Source organism: Streptomyces sp. NPDC059455, assembly GCF_042750115.1.
Lineage (GTDB): Bacteria > Actinomycetota > Actinomycetes > Streptomycetales > Streptomycetaceae > Streptomyces > Streptomyces endocoffeicus.
In genome coordinates this window covers 14,213-34,852 of record NZ_JBHYVB010000126.1, presented here as the reverse complement: position 1 = coordinate 34,852, position 20,640 = coordinate 14,213, and the positions used below count along the sequence as shown (strand labels likewise).

Annotated in this window: 17 protein-coding genes; 7 read left to right on the top strand and 10 right to left on the bottom strand. The window is 71.2% G+C overall.

Going from position 1 to position 20,640, the window contains the following annotated elements; all coding sequences use genetic code 11:
* Positions 1–196: 196 nt before the first annotated feature.
* Complete coding sequence (locus ACFXB5_RS34775) at positions 197–1,501, bottom strand: alginate lyase family protein (RefSeq protein WP_385215586.1); 1,305 nt, start codon at positions 1,499–1,501, stop codon at positions 197–199.
* Positions 1,502–1,674: 173 nt separating this feature from the next.
* Entirely contained in the window at positions 1,675–2,901 is a 1,227-nt protein-coding gene (locus ACFXB5_RS34770; protein WP_385215585.1) for an ROK family transcriptional regulator, read from the bottom strand.
* Positions 2,902–3,100: 199 nt separating this feature from the next.
* Here ACFXB5_RS34770 and ACFXB5_RS34765 point away from each other — a divergent pair, with 199 nt between their 5' ends.
* The 3 genes from ACFXB5_RS34765 (at position 3,101) to ACFXB5_RS34755 (ending at position 6,835) form a co-directional block, all read left to right on the top strand.
* Positions 3,101–4,333, top strand: a complete 1,233-nt coding sequence (locus tag ACFXB5_RS34765) for an MFS transporter (protein ID WP_385215582.1) — start codon at positions 3,101–3,103, stop codon at positions 4,331–4,333.
* Between the two features lie 159 nt (positions 4,334–4,492).
* Entirely contained in the window at positions 4,493–5,371 is an 879-nt protein-coding gene (locus tag ACFXB5_RS34760; protein ID WP_385215580.1) for an isocitrate lyase/phosphoenolpyruvate mutase family protein, read from the top strand.
* 69 nt (positions 5,372–5,440) lie between these two features.
* Positions 5,441–6,835, top strand: a complete 1,395-nt coding sequence (locus tag ACFXB5_RS34755; protein ID WP_385215578.1) for a uracil-xanthine permease family protein — start codon at positions 5,441–5,443, stop codon at positions 6,833–6,835.
* Positions 6,836–6,851: 16 nt separating this feature from the next.
* Here the strand turns inward: ACFXB5_RS34755 and ACFXB5_RS34750 are convergent, their stop codons facing one another.
* Positions 6,852–7,715: a helix-turn-helix transcriptional regulator gene (locus ACFXB5_RS34750; protein ID WP_385215575.1), complete on the bottom strand. Its 864-nt coding sequence runs from the start codon at positions 7,713–7,715 to the stop codon at positions 6,852–6,854.
* Between the two features lie 128 nt (positions 7,716–7,843).
* Between ACFXB5_RS34750 and ACFXB5_RS34745 the strand changes: the two genes are divergently transcribed.
* Together ACFXB5_RS34745 and ACFXB5_RS34740 are read left to right on the top strand one after the other, a co-directional pair.
* Complete coding sequence (locus ACFXB5_RS34745) at positions 7,844–8,728, top strand: NAD-dependent epimerase/dehydratase family protein (protein ID WP_385215573.1); 885 nt, start codon at positions 7,844–7,846, stop codon at positions 8,726–8,728.
* 88 nt (positions 8,729–8,816) lie between these two features.
* A complete protein-coding gene (locus ACFXB5_RS34740) occupies positions 8,817–9,530 on the top strand; it encodes a DUF5995 family protein (RefSeq protein ID WP_385215570.1) in 714 nt (237 codons plus the stop codon).
* Positions 9,531–9,616: 86 nt separating this feature from the next.
* Here ACFXB5_RS34740 and ACFXB5_RS34735 read toward each other — a convergent pair whose 3' ends face one another.
* The 4 genes from ACFXB5_RS34735 to ACFXB5_RS34720 all read right to left on the bottom strand — a co-directional run bounded on the left by ACFXB5_RS34735 (position 9,617) and on the right by ACFXB5_RS34720 (position 14,477).
* Positions 9,617–11,326 (bottom strand): flavin monoamine oxidase family protein, encoded by a 1,710-nt coding sequence (locus ACFXB5_RS34735; protein WP_385215568.1) that lies wholly within the window; start codon positions 11,324–11,326, stop codon positions 9,617–9,619.
* Between the two features lie 66 nt (positions 11,327–11,392).
* Complete coding sequence (locus tag ACFXB5_RS34730; RefSeq protein ID WP_385215589.1) at positions 11,393–12,190, bottom strand: carbon-nitrogen hydrolase family protein; 798 nt, start codon at positions 12,188–12,190, stop codon at positions 11,393–11,395.
* 348 nt (positions 12,191–12,538) lie between these two features.
* On the bottom strand, positions 12,539–12,994 hold the full coding sequence (locus ACFXB5_RS34725; RefSeq protein ID WP_201854519.1) for an Lrp/AsnC family transcriptional regulator: 456 nt from the start codon (positions 12,992–12,994) through the stop codon (positions 12,539–12,541).
* 10 nt (positions 12,995–13,004) lie between these two features.
* Positions 13,005–14,477, bottom strand: coding sequence for an amino acid permease (locus ACFXB5_RS34720; RefSeq protein WP_385215565.1), 1,473 nt, complete (start codon positions 14,475–14,477; stop codon positions 13,005–13,007).
* Between the two features lie 300 nt (positions 14,478–14,777).
* On the opposite strand from ACFXB5_RS34720, the gene ACFXB5_RS34715 reads away from it, so the two are divergent.
* A complete protein-coding gene (locus ACFXB5_RS34715; protein ID WP_201854521.1) occupies positions 14,778–14,984 on the top strand; it encodes a hypothetical protein in 207 nt (68 codons plus the stop codon).
* A 107-nt stretch (positions 14,985–15,091) separates the two neighbouring features.
* On the top strand, positions 15,092–15,748 hold the full coding sequence (locus ACFXB5_RS34710) for a DUF2637 domain-containing protein (RefSeq protein ID WP_385215561.1): 657 nt from the start codon (positions 15,092–15,094) through the stop codon (positions 15,746–15,748).
* An 85-nt stretch (positions 15,749–15,833) separates the two neighbouring features.
* Here the strand turns inward: ACFXB5_RS34710 and ACFXB5_RS34705 are convergent, their stop codons facing one another.
* The 3 genes from ACFXB5_RS34705 to ACFXB5_RS34695 form a co-directional block, all read right to left on the bottom strand.
* Entirely contained in the window at positions 15,834–17,297 is a 1,464-nt protein-coding gene (locus ACFXB5_RS34705; protein WP_385215559.1) for a GuaB1 family IMP dehydrogenase-related protein, read from the bottom strand.
* A gap of 128 nt (positions 17,298–17,425) precedes the next feature.
* Positions 17,426–18,625, bottom strand: a complete 1,200-nt coding sequence (locus ACFXB5_RS34700) for an enolase C-terminal domain-like protein (protein ID WP_385215556.1) — start codon at positions 18,623–18,625, stop codon at positions 17,426–17,428.
* Positions 18,626–18,680: 55 nt separating this feature from the next.
* Positions 18,681–20,345 (bottom strand): L-lactate permease, encoded by a 1,665-nt coding sequence (locus tag ACFXB5_RS34695; RefSeq protein ID WP_385215553.1) that lies wholly within the window; start codon positions 20,343–20,345, stop codon positions 18,681–18,683.
* Positions 20,346–20,640 lie beyond the last annotated feature (295 nt).

Below are 20,640 nucleotides of genomic sequence, written 5' to 3'. Positions count from 1 at the left end.
GGGCGGGGAGAAGAGACACGCCCGCCACCGACCCCCCAGGCACCACCACAACCACCAACCGCAGCCCCGGGCCCCCGACCCCCCTACCGCCCGCAAACCCCGACCCCAGCGGCCGGATGCCGCGGCGCGGAGACCGTTTCCGGACGGGGCCCGGGGGCCTGCCCTCGGGTCGGGAAGGGGCAGGGAGAGGTGCTCGTTAGCCCTGGGCGATGCTGTCGAGTTGTTCCACCGCCGGCCGCAGGGCCCACAGGTCGCCGCCGGGCGGGGTCTGGAGCTTGGGCAGCGCCGCACGGGCCTTGCGGTCACCCGCGTCGGCCGCCGCGTGGACGATGTCGCTCGCCGCGTAGGCGCGGAAGTCGAGCTCCGGGTACGGCCAGGGCGCGGCGCCCGTGGCCGCCGGGAGCAGGACGTCGACCGCCTTGAAGAGGCTCCCGCCGCCGGGCCCGGTGTAGTGCCACAGGTCCACCCCGACGTGCTTCCCGATGGCGGCCATCCGGGTGTACGCGACCAGGTTGAACGTCGAGTAGTGGAAGCTCCGGGTCCGCTCCAGCTCCTGCGGCTGCGTGCCGTCGGCCGCGATCTGCGTGTCGATGCGCTTGGTGCGGGCGTCGCGGAGCACCTGGCGGGCGCGGTCCCGGTCGCCCAAGGCGGTGGCGATGGCGGCGACCTGCATGTCGTAGAAGGTGCCGTGGTTGTTCTCGGCGGCGCCTTCCTCCTTGCCGAAGTCGCTGTTCACCAGCCAGTCCAGGAACTGCTTGTTCCAGGTGCGGAAGCCCGCGTGGTCGCTGTTGGACCAGCCGGGGGCGCCGGTATCGAGGAGCGCGGCGGCGTCGAGGAGGCTGGTGAAGGCCTGGGAGAAGTCGATGATCCCGATCGAGCGGCCGTCGTACTTGCAGGGGATGAACTGCGCGTGGTTCAGGTTCGGGTTCATCCGGGTCGCCGGGGTGATGAACCAGGTGCGCAGGATGTCCGCGGCGTGCTCGGCGTAGGCCCGCTTACCGGTGTAGTACCAGGCCAGCGAGAGTTCGTAGGCGGACTCGAAGACCTTCCCGACCTCGGGACGGTCCGTCATCTTGTCCACGTCGGGGTTCCGTTGGCCATCCTTCTGAACGTAGGGGCAGCCGTACGGATTGTCCTCGGTCTTGGGCTGGCTGGGCCACCAGTAGGGGGCCTGGCTGAAGTAGTCGTGTTTGTCGCCGCTGGGCGGCATCTGGTCCTTGTCGGTGACCGTCCAGGGGCCCTGCTTCATCCACTGGTCGGCCTGGGTGGTCAGATCGCGTACGGTCCGCCGCAGATTCCGGTCTCCGAGCTGCAGTTTCAGCTTGGTGAGGGACAGTCGGGGCCCGTCGAGCACCACCGTGCGGGGCACCGGGCCGGAATGCCGGACGCGCTCGGCGCCCTGCGCGGAGGGGGCGGCGGGGATCGCCAGGACGGCCAGGAGGGCAGCGGCGGCGACGATCACCCGGGCGATCCGCCCGCGTCCCGCTGGAGGTGCACCCATCGAGCACTCCAATCAGATAGCTGAACGCTATTCAGAATTGAGATCGGGCTCAGAGTAAGACGGCTCCATGGGCACGACAAGAGATCGCACAGGAATCCGCTCGCCCCCACCGGGGCGGCCAACCGCCGGGCCACCGCCCCCACCGGCGCGGCCAACCGCCGGGCCACCGCGGCCTACGGAGCGCCGAACAGCTCGTTCTGCGTCGCGTCCAGCGCCGTCAGCACGGCACCCCGCAGCACCCCGCCACCGCCCACCACCCCTGCCCGCACCCACGTCCGCAGCGGCGACAGCCGGGCCACATGTTCCTCCACCCGCCGGGCGAGCCCCGCGCCCCCGGCCCGGCCGACCTCACCGCCGAGCACCGCGCACCCCGGGTCGAGCACCGCGCAGATCGCGGCGACGCCCAGCGCGATACGGGCCGCCAGCGCGTCCAGGAACGCCTCGCCCCGCTCCCCCGCTTCCAGGGCCGCGCGGATCACCGCCTCCGCCGCGCCGGAGCCCTCCGCTCCGTCCCCGTGCAAGCCGCCCGCCGGGGCCTCCAGACCGTGCTGCTGGGCGAGTTCACAGACCGCGGCGCTGCCCACCAGGGAGTGGAATCCGCCATCGCAGCCGGTGGCGGAGGGCAGCCCCGCGGTGCCGGGCACCGGCAGAAAGCCGATCTCCCCGGTGCCGCCGGACGCACCGCGCCGCAGCACCCGGTCGAGCACCACGGCCGCGCCGATGCCGTGGCCGAGCCACAGCAGTACGAAGGTGTCGCGGTCGCGCACCGCGCCGAGCCGCTGTTCGGCGACGGCCGCGAGATTGACCTCGTTCTCCAGCAGCACCGGTGCCGCGAGGCCGCCGTGCAGTGCGGTGGCCAGCTCCCGGTGCCAGGAGGGCAGCCCGCCGGGCGAGTTGAGCTCCCCGGTGGCGGGGTCGATGAGGCCGGGCATCCCGATCCCGATGTGGTGCAGCCGCGCCGCCCCGGCCCGCTCGGCGGCCCGCTCCACCAGGGCCACCACGGCCGCCACGGTGTGCGCCGGATCCACGTCCGGGGCCACCGGAAGCGACTCCTCGGCAACGGTCCGGCCCAGCAGATCGGCCACACAGACGGCGACGCCGTCCGTACGGACGTCGACCCCGGCCACATGCGCGCTGTCGGCGACGATCCCGTACACCCGGGCGTTGGGCCCCCGGCGCTCCGCCCCCGACTCCCCCACGACCGCCACCAGTCCGGTCTGCCGCAGCCGCTCGACCAGGTCCGCGATGGTGGGACGAGACAGCCCGGTCAGCGACTTGAGCTCCCCCGCGGTCAACGGCCCCTTGTCCTTGAGCAGGTGCAGGGCGAGGCGGTCATTGATGGCCCGCGCCGTACTCGGAGAGGCGGTGCGGCCCGCCACGGACACGCTCGTCGAGGTCATGCCGGGATCCTTCCAGAAGGCAGCGGGAAATGTTCTATCTATCAGGGACCCTTCCTGATAGTTTCCGGTGGGCCGCGGCACAGGCCGGACACAAGCACGGGTACGGGCACAAGTACGGGCACAGGCACTGGCACGGGTGCACGGGCACGCGTGTACGGACGCGGACACGGGTCGGCGCTACGGGGAGGGTGCGACAAGCATGGGCATGCTCAAGGAGTCCGGGGCGTCCGAGATGCGCCCGGTAAGGCGGGCGCGGATCGCCGTGGCGGCGGTCTTCGCCGTGCACGGCGCGGTGACCGGCAACTTCGCCACCCGTATCCCCTGGATCCAGGAGCGGCTGGACCTGAGCGCCGGTCAACTCGGCCTCGCGCTCGCCTTCCCCGCCATCGGGGCCTCGGTCGCGATGCCCCTGGCCGGGCGGATCAGCCATCGCTTCGGCGCCCGCGCGGCGCTGCGCGGACTGCTCGCCCTGTGGACCGTCTGGCTGGTGATGCCCCCGCTCGCGCCCGGACTGGTCTGGCTGTGCGGTGTGCTGCTCATCTTCGGCGCGACCGCCGGGATGTCCGACGTCGCGATGAACGCCCTCGGTGTGGAGGTCGAGAACCGCCTCGGCCGTTCGATCATGTCCGGGCTGCACGGCATGTGGAGCGTCGGCGCGCTCACCGGCTCGGCGGCGGGCACGGTCGCCGCACACGCCGAGGCCGACGCCCGGCTGCATCTCGCCATCGCCGCCGGGGTCCTCACGGTGCTCGGCGCGGTGGCCTGCCACTGGGTGCTGGACCTGCGCAGCGCCCCCGAGGAGCACCCGCCGCCCCGCTTCGCCCCGCCGCCCCGCTCCGCGCTGATCATCGGCGCGGTGGGATTCTGCGCGGTCTTCGCGGAGGGGGCGAGCCTGGACTGGTCGGCGGTCTATCTGCGCGACGTCCTGGACACCTCCCCCGGTGTGGCCGCCGCCTGCACCACCGTCTTCTCCTGCACGATGGCGGGTGCCCGGCTTGTCGGGGACGCGGTGGTGGGCCGCTTCGGGCCGGTGCGGACCGTACGGACGGGCGGCGTCCTCGCGACCGCCGGGGGCATCCTCGTGGTCACCGCCTCCGGGCCCGCCATCGCCATCGCCGGATTCGGCCTGATCGGCCTGGGCATCGCGGTCGTGGTGCCGCTGGCCTTCGCCGCCGCCGCGCGCAGCGGCCCGGCCCCGAGCCAGGCCATCGCGGGCGTCGCCACGATCACGTACACCTCGGGGCTGATCGCTCCGGCGGCGATGGGCTCGATCGCGGATCTGACCTCGCTGACGATCTCGTTCTGCCTGGTCACGACGTTGGCGCTGGGGCTGGTGGCGGGGGCCGGGGTGCTGCGGACCCCGGCGGGGACGGACGCCACGGGCTCCACCCCGCACCCCGACCCGTCGACGTCCCGGGCCACGCTCTCCTGACCAGGGGCGGGCCGCCGGGGCGGTGCACCGACTCCGGCTGACACCGCCATCGTCCGGCTCCGCCACCGCCATCGGTCAGCTCCGGCACGGCGACCGTCCGGCTCCGGCACCGCCATCGTTCGGTGAGCGCCGAAAGGATCCGGCCGTACGGTCGGTGATATGAGCGATACGAGCGACGGCCCGGCCCCCGAGCGCCACACCGCCTTCCGCCGGCTCCACCACGGCGACCGGCCCCTGCTGCTGCCCAACGCGTGGGACCACGCCTCCGCCGCCGCCCTCGTCCGGCGCGGCTTCCCCGCCATCGGCACCACCAGCCTCGGCGTGGCCGCGGCGGCCGGGCTGCCCGACGCGACGGGCGCCGCCCGCGACGGCACCCTCGCCCTCGCCCGGGGCATCGCCCGGCTCCCGGCGCTGGTGACCGTCGACATCGAGGGCGGGTTCGGCGACCGGCCCGAGGAGGTCGCGGCGGTCGCGGCCGAGCTGGACCGGGCCGGGGTGGTCGGCGTGAACATCGAGGACGGACGCCCCGACGGCACCCTCGCGCCGCTGGCCCGGCAGTACGCGGTGATCGAGGCCGTCAAGGAGCGGGTGCCCCGGCTATTCGTGAACGCCCGGACCGACACCCACTGGCTCGCCGCGATCGGTGGCGGCACCCCGCCCTCGCTGGCCACCACCGCCGAGCGCATCGAGGCGTATGTGCGGGCGGGCGCGGACGGGATCTTCGTGCCCGCGCTCACCGATGAGCAGGACATCGGCGCACTCGCCGACGACCTGGGCGAGACCCCGCTGAACATCCTCTTCACACCCGGTCGCCACACCTATGAGCGGCTGGCGGAGCTCGGGGTGCGGCGGATCAGCTGCGGTTCGCTGCTCTTCCGGGCCGCCCTGGACCACGCCGTGGACCTGGCGTGGTCGATCGCCGCCCACCCGGGCGCCCCCGCCCGTGTCGAACAAGCCGCCGACCTGCCCGGCTACGCCGAGGCGCAGTCGCTGGCCGACGACTTCACCAACGACGTCACCACGGCCGATCCCACATAGCTGCACGGCGCATATTTTCGGCCAACTAACATTGCTGCGAATCCCCCGTAGCGATGAAGTGGAGCAGTCATGGGCCTCGGCGTGGGCTGGACCCTGCACGGCGATGGGCGCACCCCCGCCCCCGGTGCCGTCGTCAAGCCGGATGAGCGGCTGTCGTGGCCGAGGACGATGGGGCTCGGCGCGCAGCACGTCGTGGCCATGTTCGGGGCCAGCTTTGTCGCCCCGGTGCTGATGGGGCTCGACCCCAACCTCGCGATCATGATGTCCGGAGTCGCGACCATCCTCTTCCTGCTCGCGACCCGCGGCCGGATCCCCAGCTATCTGGGGTGCAGCCTGTCGTTCGTCGGCGTGGCCGCCGCGATCAGGGCGCAGGGCGGCGGCAGCGCCGCCGTCACCGGGGCGATCCTGGTGGTCGGCGGTGTGCTGCTGCTGAGCGGTCTGGCGGTACGGACGTTCGGCGCCCGGATCATCCACGTGGCGATGCCGCCGGTGGTGACCGGCGCGGTGGTCATGCTCATCGGGTTCAACCTCGCCCCGGTGACCGCCGGTACGTACTGGCCCGCCGATCAGTGGACCGCGCTGCTGACGATGCTGCTCACCGGGGCGGCGGTGGTCTGTCTGCGGGGCTTCTGGTCGCGTATCGCGATCTTCCTGGGGCTGGTCTTCGGCTATGCGGTCTCCTGGGTCTTCGACCGCGTCTTCGGCAAGATCCACTCCATCGACGGCAGCGGACGGGTCACCGACCACTGGCGGTTGGATCTCTCCGGTGTGACCAAGGCGGACTGGATCGGTCTGCCGTCCCTGCACGGGCCCACCTTCCACTGGTCGGCGGTGCTGGTGGCGCTGCCGGTGGTGATCGCGCTGATCGCCGAGAACGCCGGGCATGTGAAGGCGGTCGGCGAGATGATAGGCAATCCGCTCGACGACCAGCTGGGCACGGCGATCGCCGCGGACGGCGCGGCGACCATGATCTCCACCTCGGTCGGCGGCCCGGCCAATACGACGTACTCCGAGAACATCGGGGTCATGGCCGCCACCCGGGTGTACTCCACCGCCGCGTACTGGGCCGCCGCGGGCTTCGCGCTGCTCTTCGGACTGTGCCCGAAGTTCGGCGCGGTGGTGGCGGCGGTGCCGGGCGGGGTGCTGGGCGGAATCACCGTCATCCTCTACGGCATGATCGGGCTGCTCGGCGCGCAGATCTGGGTGCACAACAAGGTGGACCTGCGCAATCCGGTCAATCTGGTGCCGGTCGCGGCGGGCGTCATCATCGGCGTCGGCGGCGTCAGCCTGAAGATCGGCCACAACTTCGAGCTGGGCGGGATCGCGCTCGGCACGATCGTGGTGCTGCTCGGCTACCACGTGCTGCGCGCCCTGGCCCCGGCACACCTGAAGCAGCAGGAGCCCCTGCTGGACGCGGGCACCAGCGGATACGACAACGAACGGTCGGCGCCCTCAAGCCGGTAGCCCCTGAAGCGCTTCGCTAAAGCGCTTCTCGCGGGGCGAGGTCCTGCAGGCCCACCACCCGCAGCAGCTCCAGCCGCTCGGCGGACTCGCTGCCGGGGCGGGCGGTGTGGACGATCAGCCGCTGGGCGTGTTCCGAGCTCAGCAGGACCTCGCAGTCCAGCTCCATCGTCCCCACCACCGGGTGGGTGAACCGCTTGACCGTGGAGTGCCGTATGGCCACCTCATGGTCCTCCCACAGCGCCGCGAACTCCGCGCTCACCGACAGCAGTTCGGCCACGAGCCCCGCCGGGCCCGGGTCGTCGGGGCGGGCGGCGAGCACGGCCCGGAGGGTGGCCACATGCAGCCGGGCGTGCTCCTCGATCTCCTCGCTCGGGAAGATCCCGGGGGTGCCGGAGGCGTCGTCCCGCCGGGTGAAGAAGGACCGGACGATATTGCGGTCGCCGGGCGGCCGTCCCATGATGTCGCCGACCAGCGCCGCCGCCATCGCGTTCTGCGCCAGCACCTCGCCCCAGTCGGTGATCACCTGGGCCGGGGTGTCGTACAGCCGGTCCAGCACCCTGAGCAGACCGGGCCGCACATGCTCCGAGGTGCTGCGGTCGCGCGGCGGCTCCTCCCCCACCAGGTGGAAGAGGTAGTCGCGCTCGTCGTCGGTGAGCCGCAGCGCCCGGGCCAGCGCGGTCAGCATCTGACGGGACGGGCGCGGGCCGCGGGCCTGCTCCAGCCGGGTGTAGTAGTCCGGGGACATGCCCGCGAGCTGGGCCACCTCCTCCCGGCGCAGCCCTGGCGTACGGCGTCGGGGGCCGGGCGTCAGCCCCACCTCGGCGGGGCCGAGGCGGGCGCGGCAGCGGCGCAGGAAGTCGGCGAGTTCCGTTCGATGCACGCTCCCATCGTCGCCGTGCCCGCGTCCCGTATCCAGGGTCTGCGGATCCCTGGATGAGGAGGTCTCTCCCGGCCCCGCCCCGCTCGCCGCAGGCTGGGGCCGAGCGACGAGACGAAAGGCGGATGCTCATGCCCTTGATTCTGGTGACGGGCGCGACCGGTCAGGTGGGACGGCGGTTCACCAAGCGGCTGCTGGAGCGGCCCGCGGCCGGTACCGAGGTACGGGTGCTGGTGCGCGACGAGGAGCGCGGCGCGCCCTTCGCGGCCCAGGGCGCGCGGCTCATGGTCGGCGATCTGCGCGAGGAGAAGGATCTGCGGAGGGCCATGGAGGGGGTGCACGCGGTGGTCAACATCGCGGCGGCCTTCCGCGGGGTGCCGGACGAGGAGGCGTGGGCGGTCAACCGGGACGCGGCGGTCGCGCTCGGGCGGGCCGCGGTCGAGGCCGGGACGAGCCGGTTCCTCCAGGTCAGCACCAATCTGGTGTACGGCGCCTCGCGCGGTCGGCCGTTCACGGAGGACGACGAGAGCCGGCCCGGCGGTGTGCTGTGGGGCGCCTACCCCGCCTCGAAGGCCGAGGCGGAGCGGGAGCTGCTGGCGCTGCACCGCGAGCACGGCCTCGATCTGCGGATCGGCAGCCTGGCCTTCGTCTACGGGGACGGCGATCCGCATGTGGCGAACTTTCTGCCGCATGCGGAGAGCTGGGCCGGGGACCAGCGGCTCGCCATGATCCACCACGCGGACGCGACGCAGGCGCTGCTGCGGCTGCTGCGCGCACCGGGCGGCACGGCCGGTGGCTCGGTGTCGGGCCGCAAGTACAACATCGTCGACGACGCCCCGCCGACCGTCGTCGAAATCCACCAGCTCATGGGCGCGCCGCTGCCCGAGGGCATGCTCGGGCGGACGACCGACGACCCCTGGTTCGGGATCACCTCCAACCTCCGGCTGCGCGACGAGCTGGGCTGGCGGCCGTTGTATCCGTCGATGTGGACGGCGCGCGACGCGGGTGTGCTGTGATACGGCGGTTGACGGGACGTTAGGCCGTCCAGGGGAAGCGGCGGCGTACGGCGGGACCGCGCCCGTCCGGCCTGCCACCCTGGCGTCCATGACGATGCCCATGCCCACGCCCACGCCCGCGCGGCTCGCGCCGCGCACCGTGAGAAGCGTCGTGGCGCGCATGAGCGCGCTCGGCGCGGCGCTGCCGCCCGGGGACGGGGTGGCGGTCTTCAACGGGGTGTATCTGTCGGTCACCGAGGAGGTCGGCCGACGGCTCGCGGACGGGTACTTCCACGACCCGTCCGCCACCGAGGAGCTGGACGTGCGGTTCGCCGAGCGCTATCTGGCGGCGGTCGACGCGGTGACCGCCGGCGGGCGGCCGCCCGCCTGCTGGCGGCCGCTGTTCCAGCTGCGGTGCCATCCCGGGGTCCGCCCGGTGCAGTTCGCGCTCGCCGGGATCAACGCCCATATCGGCCATGACCTGGCGCTTGCGCTGCTGGACACCTGCCGGGCCCGGGACCTCGAACCGGACGCCCTGGAGGGCGACTTCGACCGGATCGGCGCGCTGCTCACGGGGATGGAGGAGCGAATCCGGGAGGAGCTGATGCCCGGCCCCGACCTGCTGGACGTGGCCGATCCGCTCACCCATCTCGTGGGCTCCTGGAGCCTGGAGAAGGCGCGGGACGCCGCATGGGCGGCGTTCCGCGCGCTGTGGGGGCTGCGCGGGGTGCCGGAGCTGGCCGAGGAGTTCGCGGAGCGCGTCGACGCCACCGTGGGTCTGGTCGGGCGCTTTCTGCTCACCCCGCTGCCGTCCGCGTGCTGAAACGGCCCCCGGGCCACGTGCTGAGCGGTCCCGGGGCCGCGTGCTGAGCGGTCCCGGGGCGGGTGCTGAACGGCCCCCGGACCGGCTCAGTCCTCGGGGAGCTCGACGGGCGCGATCTCGTCGTACAGATCGCCCGGCCCGGGGTTCTTCGGGTCGGTGGAGCCGCCGAACTGGTGCATGACGCCCCACACCGCGTTGAGCGCGGTCTGGATGGCGCCCTCGGCCCAGCCCGCCGTCCAGGAGATGTCGTCGCCCGCGAGGAAGACGCCGCGCTTGTCGGCGGGCAGCCGGTCCTGCATGAAGTGGGTGAACAGCCGGCGCTGGTAGCGGTAGTGGCCGGGCAGATTGGCCTTGAACGCGCCCATGAAGTACGGCTCGTTCTCCCACGACACGGTGACCGGGCTGCCGATGATGTGCTTGCGGATGTCGACGTGTCGATAGATCTCCGAGAGCGACTTGAGCATGACCTCCATCCGCTCGTTCGCCGACAGCGGCAGCCACTTCAGGCTGTCGTCGCACCAGGTGTAGGAGAGGCAGATGACGGCGGGCCGGTCCGGGCCGTTGTCCAGCAGATAGGTGCCGCGGGTCATCCGGTCGGTGAGCGTCATGCTCATCGTGTCCCGCCCGGTGGCCTCGTCCTTGTCCAGCCAGAACGGCCGGTCCACCGGCACGAAGAGCTTGCTGGACTCCATGTAGTGGGTGCGCTCGATCGCCGTCCAGTGGTCGATCGGGAAGAGCGAGTCATCGCAGTCGATCTGGGAGAGCAGCATCCAGGACTGCGCGGTGAAGACCACCGCGCGGTACGAGCGGATGTCACCGCTCGCGTCGGTCACCACGACGCGGTCGCCCGCGGCCCGGTGCAGCCGGGTCACGGCCGGGCGGGGCGCACCCTCGTGCAGCGAGGCCAGCGAGGTGCCCTGGGACCAGTGGACGATCTTCTCGGGTTCGCGCTCCCACAGCCGCAGCGGCAACTGCTGGCTGCCGCCGACGATGCCGCGGTGGTGGTCGTCGGCCTCGGTGTAGACGACGCGCAGGATCTCCAGGATGGAGTTGGGGAAGTCGGTGTCCCAGCCGCCGGTGCCGAAGCCGACCTGGCCGAAGATCTCCCGGTGGCGGAAGGAGGTGAAGGCCGAGGAGTCGCAGAGGAAGCCGTAGAAGGTCTGGTTGTCCAGCTTCTCGACCAGCCGCGCCCAGATCTCCCGGATCCGGGACACGTCCCGCTCGCGGATGGCGCGGTTCATGTCGGAGAAGTCCGCGCCCTCCTCCAGGCAGGCGTTCCAGGCGTCGGCCACCTCGCGGTAGACCGGCGGCAGGTCGTCGATGGTGCGGGCGTAGTGGGACTCGCCCTTGAGGTCGACGACGGTCGAGGGGGTCTCGGGGGCCAGCGGGTTGGGGAACGGCTGGGTCTTCAGGTCCACCAGGTCGATGTAGTGCTGGAGGGCGGTGGAGGACGGCGGGAAGCGCATCGCGCCCATCTCGGCGGTCAGCGCGTCGTCACAGCCGTCGAAGCCGACGGTGCGCAGCCGTCCGCCGATCCGGTCGGCCTCGTAGACCACGGGCCGCAGGCCCATCTTCATCAGCTCGTACGCGGCGACGACACCGGAGAGTCCGCCGCCGACGACCGCGACCTCGGCGCCGTGCTCGGTCGCCGGTATCTGGCCCAGGCCCGCGGGGTGGGCGAGGTAGTCGTCGTAGGCGTAGGGGAAGTCCGGGCCGAACATGGTGACGGGCGGAAGCGCCTCGAGGGCCTGCGTCTCCTGCTCGTCATGAACGGCGGTGGGCACCGTGGACGTCATGGGGTACGGACTCCTTGCTGCTTGGTGCTCAAAAGGGTGGTTCGGATGCGGCAGGGGCCGGACGGATCAGCTGAGGGAGGTGTAGAGACCGGGGCGGCGGTCGCGCAGATAGGGGTTGATCCGGCGCGAGGTCGTCAGCAGTTTGGGATCGACGTCGCCGAGGAGGAGCTCCTCACCGCGGCCGGCGCGCAGACAGGTGGCGCCGTCGGGCCCGGCCAGGCAGCTCAGCCCGACGAAGTCGAACTCGCCCTCGGGGCCGCTGCGGTTGACGTACGCGATGTACATCTGGCTCTCGAAGGCCCGCACCGGAATCAGGGATTCGGCGACGAACTCGAAGGGGTGCATCTGCGCGGTGGGCACCACCAGCAGATCCGTCCCGGCCAGGGCATGGGCCCGTACGTTCTCGGGGAACTCCACGTCGTAGCAGACCAGGATGCCGACGGTCAGCTCGCCGATGGTGGCCTGGACGACGGGGGTCTCCCCCGGGGTGAACGACTTGTGCTCGAAGCAGCCGTAGAGATGGGTCTTGCGGTAGTTGGCCAGCTCGGTGCCGTCCGCGCCCACCAGCCGTGCGGAGTTGTGGACGGCGCCCGCGTGGCTCTCGGGGTAGCCGTAGAGGATGGCGAGGCCGTGCGTCGCGGCGATCTCGGCCACGGCCCGGCCGCTCGGCCCGTCGGCCGGCTCGGCCAGCTCCCGCACGCCGCCGCCGATGGCGTAGCCCGTGAGGAACATCTCCGCGGTGACCAGCAGCCCGGCGCCGTCGGCGGCCGCGCGGGCGGCGGCCTCGTCGAGGACCTTGAGGTTACCGGCGGGGTCGCCGGGGTGACCGGAGTTCTGGAGCAGAGCGGTGCGCAGCGGCGGCATGGCAGACCTCGGGAGGAGGAGTACGGGCATAAAAACAGTACGTTGCCTCCGGATCGCCCAACAAGACGACTTCATTGCGTCCGGCGTCGATTCATGACGTATGGGGATCGGAACACGACGATTCATTGCACAGGCGGGAGCCGGCCACGCGCGGGGGTCGGCGCGCACGGGGGGCCGGGCACACGCGGGGCCGGGCACACGCGGGGGCCGCGCGGACGGGCCCCGCAGGGGCGCGGGGCTGTATCGATGTGCGGCTCCGCCGCGTGGGCGCGACCAGCCACAACGACGCCGCAGCCGACCAACAGCAGCTCATGGCAGCCGCCCCGAACCGCGCACCCAGCGAAGCGCCTACGTAGGGGCACCCGAGCTGAACCGCCGCAGCAAGGGCGACAACACCAGCACAGACTTCGTACGCTCCACAAAGGGCTCCCCCGCGATCCGCTCCAGCACCCGCTCAAAGTGGCGCATGTCCGCGGCGAAGACCTGGACGACGGCGTCCGCGTCACCGGTGACGGTGGACGCGGACACCACCTCGGGGTAGCGCGACAGGCCCCGGCGGATGTCGTCCGGCGAGGTGTTGTGGCGGCAGTAGAGCTCGATGAAGCCCTCGGTCTCCCAGCCCAGCGCCACCGGGTCGACCCGCACCGTGAAGCCGGTGATGGCTCCCTCCGCGCGCAGCCGGTCCACCCGCCGTTTGACGGCGGGCGCGGACAGCCCGACGATTTCGCCGATGTCGGCGTAGGAGCGGCGGGCGTCCTCGGCGAGGGCGTGGACGATGCGTTCGTCGAGATCGTTCAGTCGCACTGGGGGGCAATCACTTCTCTGCTGTGGCCAGTCGGGATCGGCGCATGCCGTATCCGAAGTACAGCACAAGGCCGACGGCCATCCACACGCCGAAGACGACCCAGGTCACGAACTGCAGGCTGCCCATCATCCACAGACACAGCGCGAAGCCGATCACCGGGAAGAGCGGGGAGAGCGGCACCCGGAAGGTCCGGGGCATGTCGGGCCGGGTCCGGCGCAGCATGATCACGGCGATGTTGACCAGCGCGAAGGCGAAGAGCGTGCCGATGCTGGTGGCGTCGGCGAGCTGGCCGAGCGGGATCGCGGCGGCGAGGACACCGCAGAAGAGCGAGACGATGACGGTGTTGGCGCGGGGCACTCCGGTCCGGGCGTGGACCGTGGAGAAGACCTTGGGCACCAGCCCGTCCCGGGACATCGCGAAGAGGATGCGGGTCTGCCCGTAGAGCACGGTCAGCACCACGGAGGCGATCGCGATCACCGCTCCGGCCGCCAGCAGCACGGCCCAGAAGCTCTGGCCGGTGACATCCTTCATGATCGAGGCGAGCGCGGCCTCCGAGCCGGAGAACTTCTTCCACGGCAGGGCGCCCACGGCCACGGCGGCCACCAGGCAGTACAGCGCGGTGACGATGATCAGCGAGAGCATGATCGCGCGAGGCAGGTCGCGCTGGGGGTTCTTGGCCTCCTCACCGGCCGTGGAGGCGGCGTCGAAGCCGATGTAGGAGAAGAAGAGGGTGGCGCCGGCGGCGCTGACGCCCGCCATGCCCAGCGGCATGAACGGGGTGTAGTTGCCGGCCCGGATGCCGGTGAAGGCGACGGCGCAGAAGAGGATCAGCGCCGCGATCTTCACCCCGACCATGATCGCGTTGGCGCGGGCGCTCTCCTTGGCGCCGCCCAGCAGGAACGCCATGGCCAGCAGCACCACGAGCAGCGCGGGCAGGTTGAAGATCCCGCCGTCCCCGGGCGGGGCGGCCAGCGCGTCGGGGATGGTGATCCCGAGGGTGCCGTCGAGCAGTTCGTTGAGGTACTCGCCCCAGCCGACGGCCACGGCCGCCACCGAGACGCCGTACTCCAGGATCAGACACCAGCCGCAGACCCAGGCGATCAGCTCGCCCATGGTGGCGTAGGCGTACGAGTAGGAGGAGCCGGAGACCGGGATGGTGCCCGCCAGCTCGGCGTACGACAGCGCGGAGAACAGCGCGGTGAGCCCGGCTATGACGAACGACACGATGACCGCGGGGCCCGCGTCCGGCACCGCCTCGCCGAGCACCACGAAGATGCCGGTGCCCAGGGTGGCGCCGATGCTGATCATGGTGAGCTGCCATACGCCCATCGAGCGCCGGAGGCTTCCGCCCTCGCCCTGGCCGCCCTCGGCGACCAGCCGCTCGACCGGCTTGCGCCGCATCAGCCGGGCGCCCAGCCCGCCGACCGGAGGGTCTGGTTCCGGTTGCTGGGTGGCGGGCGGTGCTGCGCCGTGCTCCAACACTTGGGTGGCTCCTTAATCGCTGCCATCGGGTGGTGGCGACCGGCTGCGGACATACGGGTACCCGGGAAGGAAACCCGCAGGTGGGAATCGCCGAGCAGCCGGTCTCCGCCACTCCACGTCAGCGCAAGACCCTATGAGCCGTCCGCCGACGGCCGTAATGGACCATGGTTGCGCATACGTGTCGCAACGTTGCGCGCGGGGGCGCGCGACGGTGAATCGTTGCGAAACACTGAGCTTGTCAGCGCGCGTTTCACCCGAATGCCGCGATACTGCACCATTTTAGCGGTCGTTGGTGGGGACGTGACCACTGACAGTCTGCAACCACCCGATCACTCCCGCCTAGCTGCCGAACCGGTGTTCCGGCCTCGTGACCAGGGGGGTGACAGCGAGCGCTACCCGCTCGAATACTGCGCGAGAGTGTGGGAGGACTTCATCCGGACGCTGGGCCGGATCGAGGCGGACTTCCTCCAGCGCTCCGATACCACAGAACCGGGCGTCAAGGCATGACGTACACCGAGCCGAGGCCGGGCGGCTACGGGCCCCCTCCCACCGGCCACTGGCCCGCCCCCGCGCCCCCTCCCGGGGACCGGTTCGAGGTGGCGGCCGATTATGAGATGAATCCTTTCCCCCTGCCCGACCCGGAGACCATCGAGAGCCGCTGGGACCTCGAGGGGGACCTGGCCCGGCTGCTCCAGACGTCCTCCGCCGAGGAGGCGGTGCACACCACCGGCCCCATCGGACCACCGGCCACCCCCCTGCGAGCCCCCTCCCCCGCGCATGTGCGGGGGCGCGGCAAGCGCCGCCGGGTCCGCTTCCGGCTGCCGACGATGCCGTGGCTGCATGTGATCAGCCTGATCTTCGCGGCGGTCACCACGGTCATCGTCGCCATGCTGAGCGTGCTCGGCGGAATGATCTCCTACCGCCCGCTGCGCTATCTGGCCTCCCCGAGCACCTCGGAGTCCATGGCGGCGTGGTGGCCCCTGCTGGTCTACGGCCCCTGGCTGGTCGCCTCGCTGTCGGTGCTGCGGGCCGCCCTGCACCGGCGGGGCGCGGCGCACTCCTGGGGCGTGGTGGTGCTCTTCTCCACCATCGCGGTGTTCCTGTGCGTCGCCCACGCCCCGAGGAACGCGCCCAGCATGGCCGTGGCCGGTCTTCCCCCGGTCGCCGCGCTGGTCTCGTTCCACCAGCTGGTGCGGCAGATCACCCTCACCAGTCCGCCACGCCACGCGCTGCCCCGCACCCGGGGTGAGCAGCGTGGAATGGCGAGATGAGACACCGTCACACCACAGCGCCACGGCCCCACTCACCCGAGCCGAGTGGGGCCGTGGCGCTGTTTCGGTTCCTGGAGGCGCCGGCTCAGTCCCAGGAGGCGTGGAGGGGCTGGCCCTCGGCGTAGCCCGCGGCGCTCTGGACACCGACGACGGCCCGCTCGTGGAACTCCTCGAGCGACCCCGCGCCCGCGTAGGTGCAGGAGCTGCGCACGCCCGCGACGATCGAGTCGATCAGGTCCTCGACGCCCGGCCGGGCCGGGTCCAGGAACATCCGCGAGGTGGAGATGCCCTCCTCGAACAGCCCCTTGCGGGCCCGCTCGTACGCCGACTCCTCGCTGGTGCGGTTGCGCACCGCGCGCGCCGACGCCATGCCGAAGCTCTCCTTGTAGGGGCGGCCGTCGGCGGTGTGCTGGAGGTCGCCGGGCGACTCGTACGTCCCCGCGAACCAGGAGCCGATCATGACGTTGGACGCCCCGGCGGCCAGCGCCATGGCGACGTCGCGCGGGTGCCGGATACCGCCGTCCGCCCAGATGTGCTTGCCGAACTTCCGCGCCTCGGCGGCGCATTCCATCACCGCGGAGAACTGCGGCCGGCCCACGCCGGTCATCATGCGGGTGGTGCACATGGCACCCGGCCCGACGCCGACCTTGACGATGTCGGCACCGGCCTCGATGAGATCGCGCACCCCCTCGGCGGCGACCACGTTGCCCGCCACCACCGGCACCCGCGGCCCCAGGGCCCGGACCGCCTTGAGCGTGCTGATCATCGACTCCTGGTGACCGTGGGCGGTGTCCACGACGAGGGTGTCCACCCCGGCGTCGAGGAGCGCCTTCGTACGCCCCTCCACATCGCCGTTGACCCCGACGGCGGCCGCGATCCGCAGCCGGCCGGCCGCGTCCACCGCGGGCGTGTAGAGCGTCGCGCGCAGCGCTCCCTTGCGGCTCAGGATGCCCGCCAGCTTTCCGTCCGCGTCCACGGCGGGCGCCAGCTTGCGGTGGGCGGCGTCGAGGCGGCTGAACGCCTCCTGGGGGTCGATGTCGGCGTCGAGCACCATCAGCTCCCGCGACATCACCTCGGACAGCTGGGTGAAGCGGTCCACCCCGGTCAGGTCGGACTCGGTCACCACGCCCACCGGACGCCCGTCCTCGACCACCACGCCCGCGCCGTGTGCCCGCTTGGGCAGCAGCGACAGCGCGTCGGCGACGGTGCCGGTCGGGGCGAGGACGATCGGGGTGTCCAGCACCAGATGGCGGCTCTTGACCCACCGGACCACATCGGTGACGACGTCGATCGGGATGTCCTGCGGGATGACGACGAGGCCACCGCGCCGGGCGACCGTCTCGGCCATGCGGCGGCCGGCGATCGCGGTCATGTTGGCGACGACGAGCGGGATGGTGGTGCCGGTGCCGTCGGGGGCCGACAGGTCCACTCCCTGGCGGGAGCCGACCGCGGAGCGGCTCGGCACCATGAACACATCGTCGTACGTCAGGTCGTAGGGAGCCGGAGATGACTTTACGTAGCGTCCGGTACCGGGCTCAAGGAATTGCATACTTCTACATTTTCACATGAAGGGAGGCAGGTCACCCCCATGAAGACACAGCAAACGAGCCTCGTGATCATGTAATCCTACAAGGAGCGCGACGCTGCCGCGGCGCCTCGGCAGCGGACGGCACCGGCTCAGGAAAACGCGAAGACTTCCTTGTTCGCCTCCACTCGATCTTCGTCGATTTCGATTCCGAATCCCGGGCGGGTGGGCAGCGGGATCGCTCCGCCCTTCGGAACGGGAGCTTCGACTTCGAAGTAGTGCTTTTCGGGGGTGAAGCGGTAGAGGTACTCGACAGACGGACAGAGCTGTGGCGATTGGCTTGCCACGATATGCAGCGCGGCGTGAATACCGTGCCCGTGCGGAAAGACCTGAACGCCGAACGGCTCGGCCATGGCACACATGCGCACTACTTCGGTAACGCCACCGCACCATTCCGGATCGACCTGCACCACGCCCAGCAGCCCTTTCCGCAGGAAGGGCAGGAGATCGTACCGGTCGTACAGGTGCTCACCGGCCGCCAGCGGAATGGTGGTCGAGGAACGGAGCTGCGCGAACGACGGGACCGCCGCCGCCGGAAATGGCTCCTCCAGCCAATCCGGCCGGAGGTGCTCCACCCGGGCACACCAGGCCCGGGCATAGGGGAGGTCCCAGCTCATAAAGGCATCGAACATCAGGGCGGATCGAAAACCGACGGCCGCCCGGGTGCGTTCGACCAGCGCGATATTGCGTTCCATTCCTTCGGGGTCCTGCCCGGGCCCGTCGCCGAAGAACCACTTCTGGGCGGTGTAGCCCTCGTCGAGCAGTTCCTCCGCCGTGCGCTCGACTTCGCCCTCGGAATGAAATGTGCCGTGGGTGCTGGCATAGGCCGGGATCCGCGTGCGACCGGCCCCTCCGAGCAGCTGCCAGACGGGAACGCCCGCCAAGCGGCCACGCAGATCCCACAGCGCGTTGTCCACGGCGCTCATCGCCATCTTGCGGGTTCCGTGGCGTGAGTGCCGGTCGGTGCGCTGCAGCACATCCCAGATGTAGCCGTTCGCCATCGGGTTCAGGCCGAGCAATCCGCTCGCCATGCCCTCTGCCAACGGGGCGACCACATCGTGATCGAGCGGCCCGTACCTGCCGGTCACACCGGCCGTGGTCGCGATCTCGAGGTACCTGGCGGTCCTGCGATGGGGATCGGACAGCAGCACCTGGCCCGCGGATCCGGTGTGGAACGCCGGGTAGATGCTGAGCGGACGAGATTGAGGCGGGGCCGCGCGATGCGGGGAACCGGCCGCGAGCACGGCGCTGACCTCCCTCATCCGTACCGATGAAATCCGCGCGTCGATCATGGGATTGCCTCCAATGCCGGTGTCCCTGTGCGTGGGTGTGTGTATCGGGTCCCGGTCACGGCACGAGCCATCCGAGGATCGGGGTCGACTGCAGGTAGACGAGCAGACAGAGCGCGGGCACGAGCACCGCGGACGCGACGAGGACCCGTCGGAGGATTTCGCCCTCGCGCCCCGCCAGACCGACGGCCGCCGCTCCGATGGCCAGGTTCTGTGGGCTCATCATCTTCCCCAGGACCCCGCCGGCGGTGTTGGCGGCCGCGGCGAGGGTCGGCGACATCCCGGTCCCCTGCGCGGCGCTGACCTGCAGCGCGCCGAACAGCGAGTTCGATGACGTATCCGAGCCGGTGACGGCGGTGCCGAACCAGCCGAGCAACGGTGACAGGACGACGAAGAAACTTCCCGCGGTGGCCAGGAACAGGCCGAGTGTCGCGGTCTGCCCGGACAGGTTCATCACATAGGCCAACGCCAGCACCGCCATGACGGTGCCCGCGGCCTCGCGCAGCTGCGACAGCGTCTGCCCGTAGGCCCGCAGCGCCGAGCGAACGCTGATCCGCAGCATCATCGCGATGACGACGCCCGCGATGAGCAGCACCGTCCCGGGGGTGGCGAGCCAGTCGAACTTGTAGGTCGCGAGCGCCACCGGCTCGCCCTGTGGTGTCCGTACCGCGAGTCCGGGCCATTCGAAGGTCACCGTCGCGGCCTTCAGCACGCCCTTGACGCTCGGGATCACGGACAGGGCGAACAACACGATGATCACCAGGTAGGGCGCGAAGGCGCGGAAGACGTCGACGCGGGACGGCGAGACGCGGGACGCAGAGGTGAGAACGCCGGTCGCGCCGCCGCCAGTTGGCGTCGGGGCTCCACCACCGGACGCCTCGGCGTCGGCTCGGGCCGAGTGGTCCGAGCGGCGCGGTTGCCAGAACCGCGTCAACAGCAGAACGGATCCGGCCGAGGCCAATGCGGCGACTATGTCCACGAGTTGGATCGGGCCGAAGGTCGCGACCGCGTACTGCGGGACGGCGAACGACATGCCGGCCACTGCCGCCGCGGGCCACACCTCGCGCACACCCCGAGCGCCGTCGAGCACCACCAGCAGCAACAACGGGACGAAGAGTGCGAGCACCGGAACGAGGTGGGCGGTGGCCTGGCTCAGCGTGTCCGTCGGAATCCCGGTGACCTGACCGAGCGTAATGATCGGCAGCCCGACACCACCCCACGCCACCGGCACCGTGTTCGCGATCATCGACACCGTCACCGCGCGCATGGCCGACAGCCCGAGCGCCACCAACATCACCGAGCAGATCGCCACCGGCGCCCCGAAGCCGGCCAGCGCCTCGAGCAGCGCCCCGAACGAGAACGCGATGATCAGTCCCTGGATCCGGCGGTCGTCGCTGACCCGTGAGAACGCCTCGCGCAACCGGTCGAAATCCCCGCTGTCGCGGGTCATCCGGTAGACCCAGATCGCGTTGGCCACGATCCACATGACGGGGAACAGCCCGAAGACGGCCCCCTCCGTCACACCGGACACCGCGGTGGCGAACGGCATCCCGTACACACCGATCGCCACGGCGGTCGCGACGAGCAACCCGGTGACGGAGGCGATCCACGCGCGGACCCGAAACACGCCCAGAAGCAGGAACAGCAGCAAGAGAGGGATGGCGGCGATCGGGGCCGACCACCCTAGGGATCCGCCCAGAGGGGCGGTGGGCTGGTGATACATGACGGACCTCCGGCAGCGTTGACGGAGGAGGAACTGGAGTAATCGGTAGGGGCGTTCGGGGCCCGAGCCAGCAGGCGGACCTCTCGGCGCAGGAGCCGACGGCCGCGCCCGGCGAGCCGTTCGTCGCGACAAATCCCGCTTGCGGACGTCTTATATTTAAGACGCCGTCTGTTATGTAAGTCGGATTGTGTACGCGGAGGTGAATCACGTCAAGACAGATGACGTTGTTCTTGAGCGCGCCGACGACCGCCACCTCGTGGTCCGGCCGTGGGCGTCGTCGGCGCTTCCGCGCCCA

What these genes read in the sequence shown, in the direction of transcription:
- ACFXB5_RS34705 (WP_385215559.1), bottom strand. Translation starts at nt 17,297, where the DNA reads ATGCAATTCCTTGAGCCCGGTACCGGACGCTACGTAAAGTCATCTCCG.
- ACFXB5_RS34700 (WP_385215556.1), bottom strand. Translation starts at nt 18,625, where the DNA reads ATGATCGACGCGCGGATTTCATCGGTACGGATGAGGGAGGTCAGCGCC.
- ACFXB5_RS34755 (WP_385215578.1), top strand. Translation starts at nt 5,441, where the DNA reads ATGGGCCTCGGCGTGGGCTGGACCCTGCACGGCGATGGGCGCACCCCC.
- ACFXB5_RS34740 (WP_385215570.1), top strand. Translation starts at nt 8,817, where the DNA reads ATGACGATGCCCATGCCCACGCCCACGCCCGCGCGGCTCGCGCCGCGC.
- ACFXB5_RS34765 (WP_385215582.1), top strand. Translation starts at nt 3,101, where the DNA reads ATGGGCATGCTCAAGGAGTCCGGGGCGTCCGAGATGCGCCCGGTAAGG.
- ACFXB5_RS34695 (WP_385215553.1), bottom strand. Translation starts at nt 20,345, where the DNA reads ATGTATCACCAGCCCACCGCCCCTCTGGGCGGATCCCTAGGGTGGTCG.
- ACFXB5_RS34775 (WP_385215586.1), bottom strand. Translation starts at nt 1,501, where the DNA reads ATGGGTGCACCTCCAGCGGGACGCGGGCGGATCGCCCGGGTGATCGTC.
- ACFXB5_RS34745 (WP_385215573.1), top strand. Translation starts at nt 7,844, where the DNA reads ATGCCCTTGATTCTGGTGACGGGCGCGACCGGTCAGGTGGGACGGCGG.
- ACFXB5_RS34735 (WP_385215568.1), bottom strand. Translation starts at nt 11,326, where the DNA reads ATGACGTCCACGGTGCCCACCGCCGTTCATGACGAGCAGGAGACGCAG.
- ACFXB5_RS34710 (WP_385215561.1), top strand. Translation starts at nt 15,092, where the DNA reads ATGAATCCTTTCCCCCTGCCCGACCCGGAGACCATCGAGAGCCGCTGG.
- ACFXB5_RS34730 (WP_385215589.1), bottom strand. Translation starts at nt 12,190, where the DNA reads ATGCCGCCGCTGCGCACCGCTCTGCTCCAGAACTCCGGTCACCCCGGC.
- ACFXB5_RS34770 (WP_385215585.1), bottom strand. Translation starts at nt 2,901, where the DNA reads ATGACCTCGACGAGCGTGTCCGTGGCGGGCCGCACCGCCTCTCCGAGT.
- ACFXB5_RS34760 (WP_385215580.1), top strand. Translation starts at nt 4,493, where the DNA reads ATGAGCGATACGAGCGACGGCCCGGCCCCCGAGCGCCACACCGCCTTC.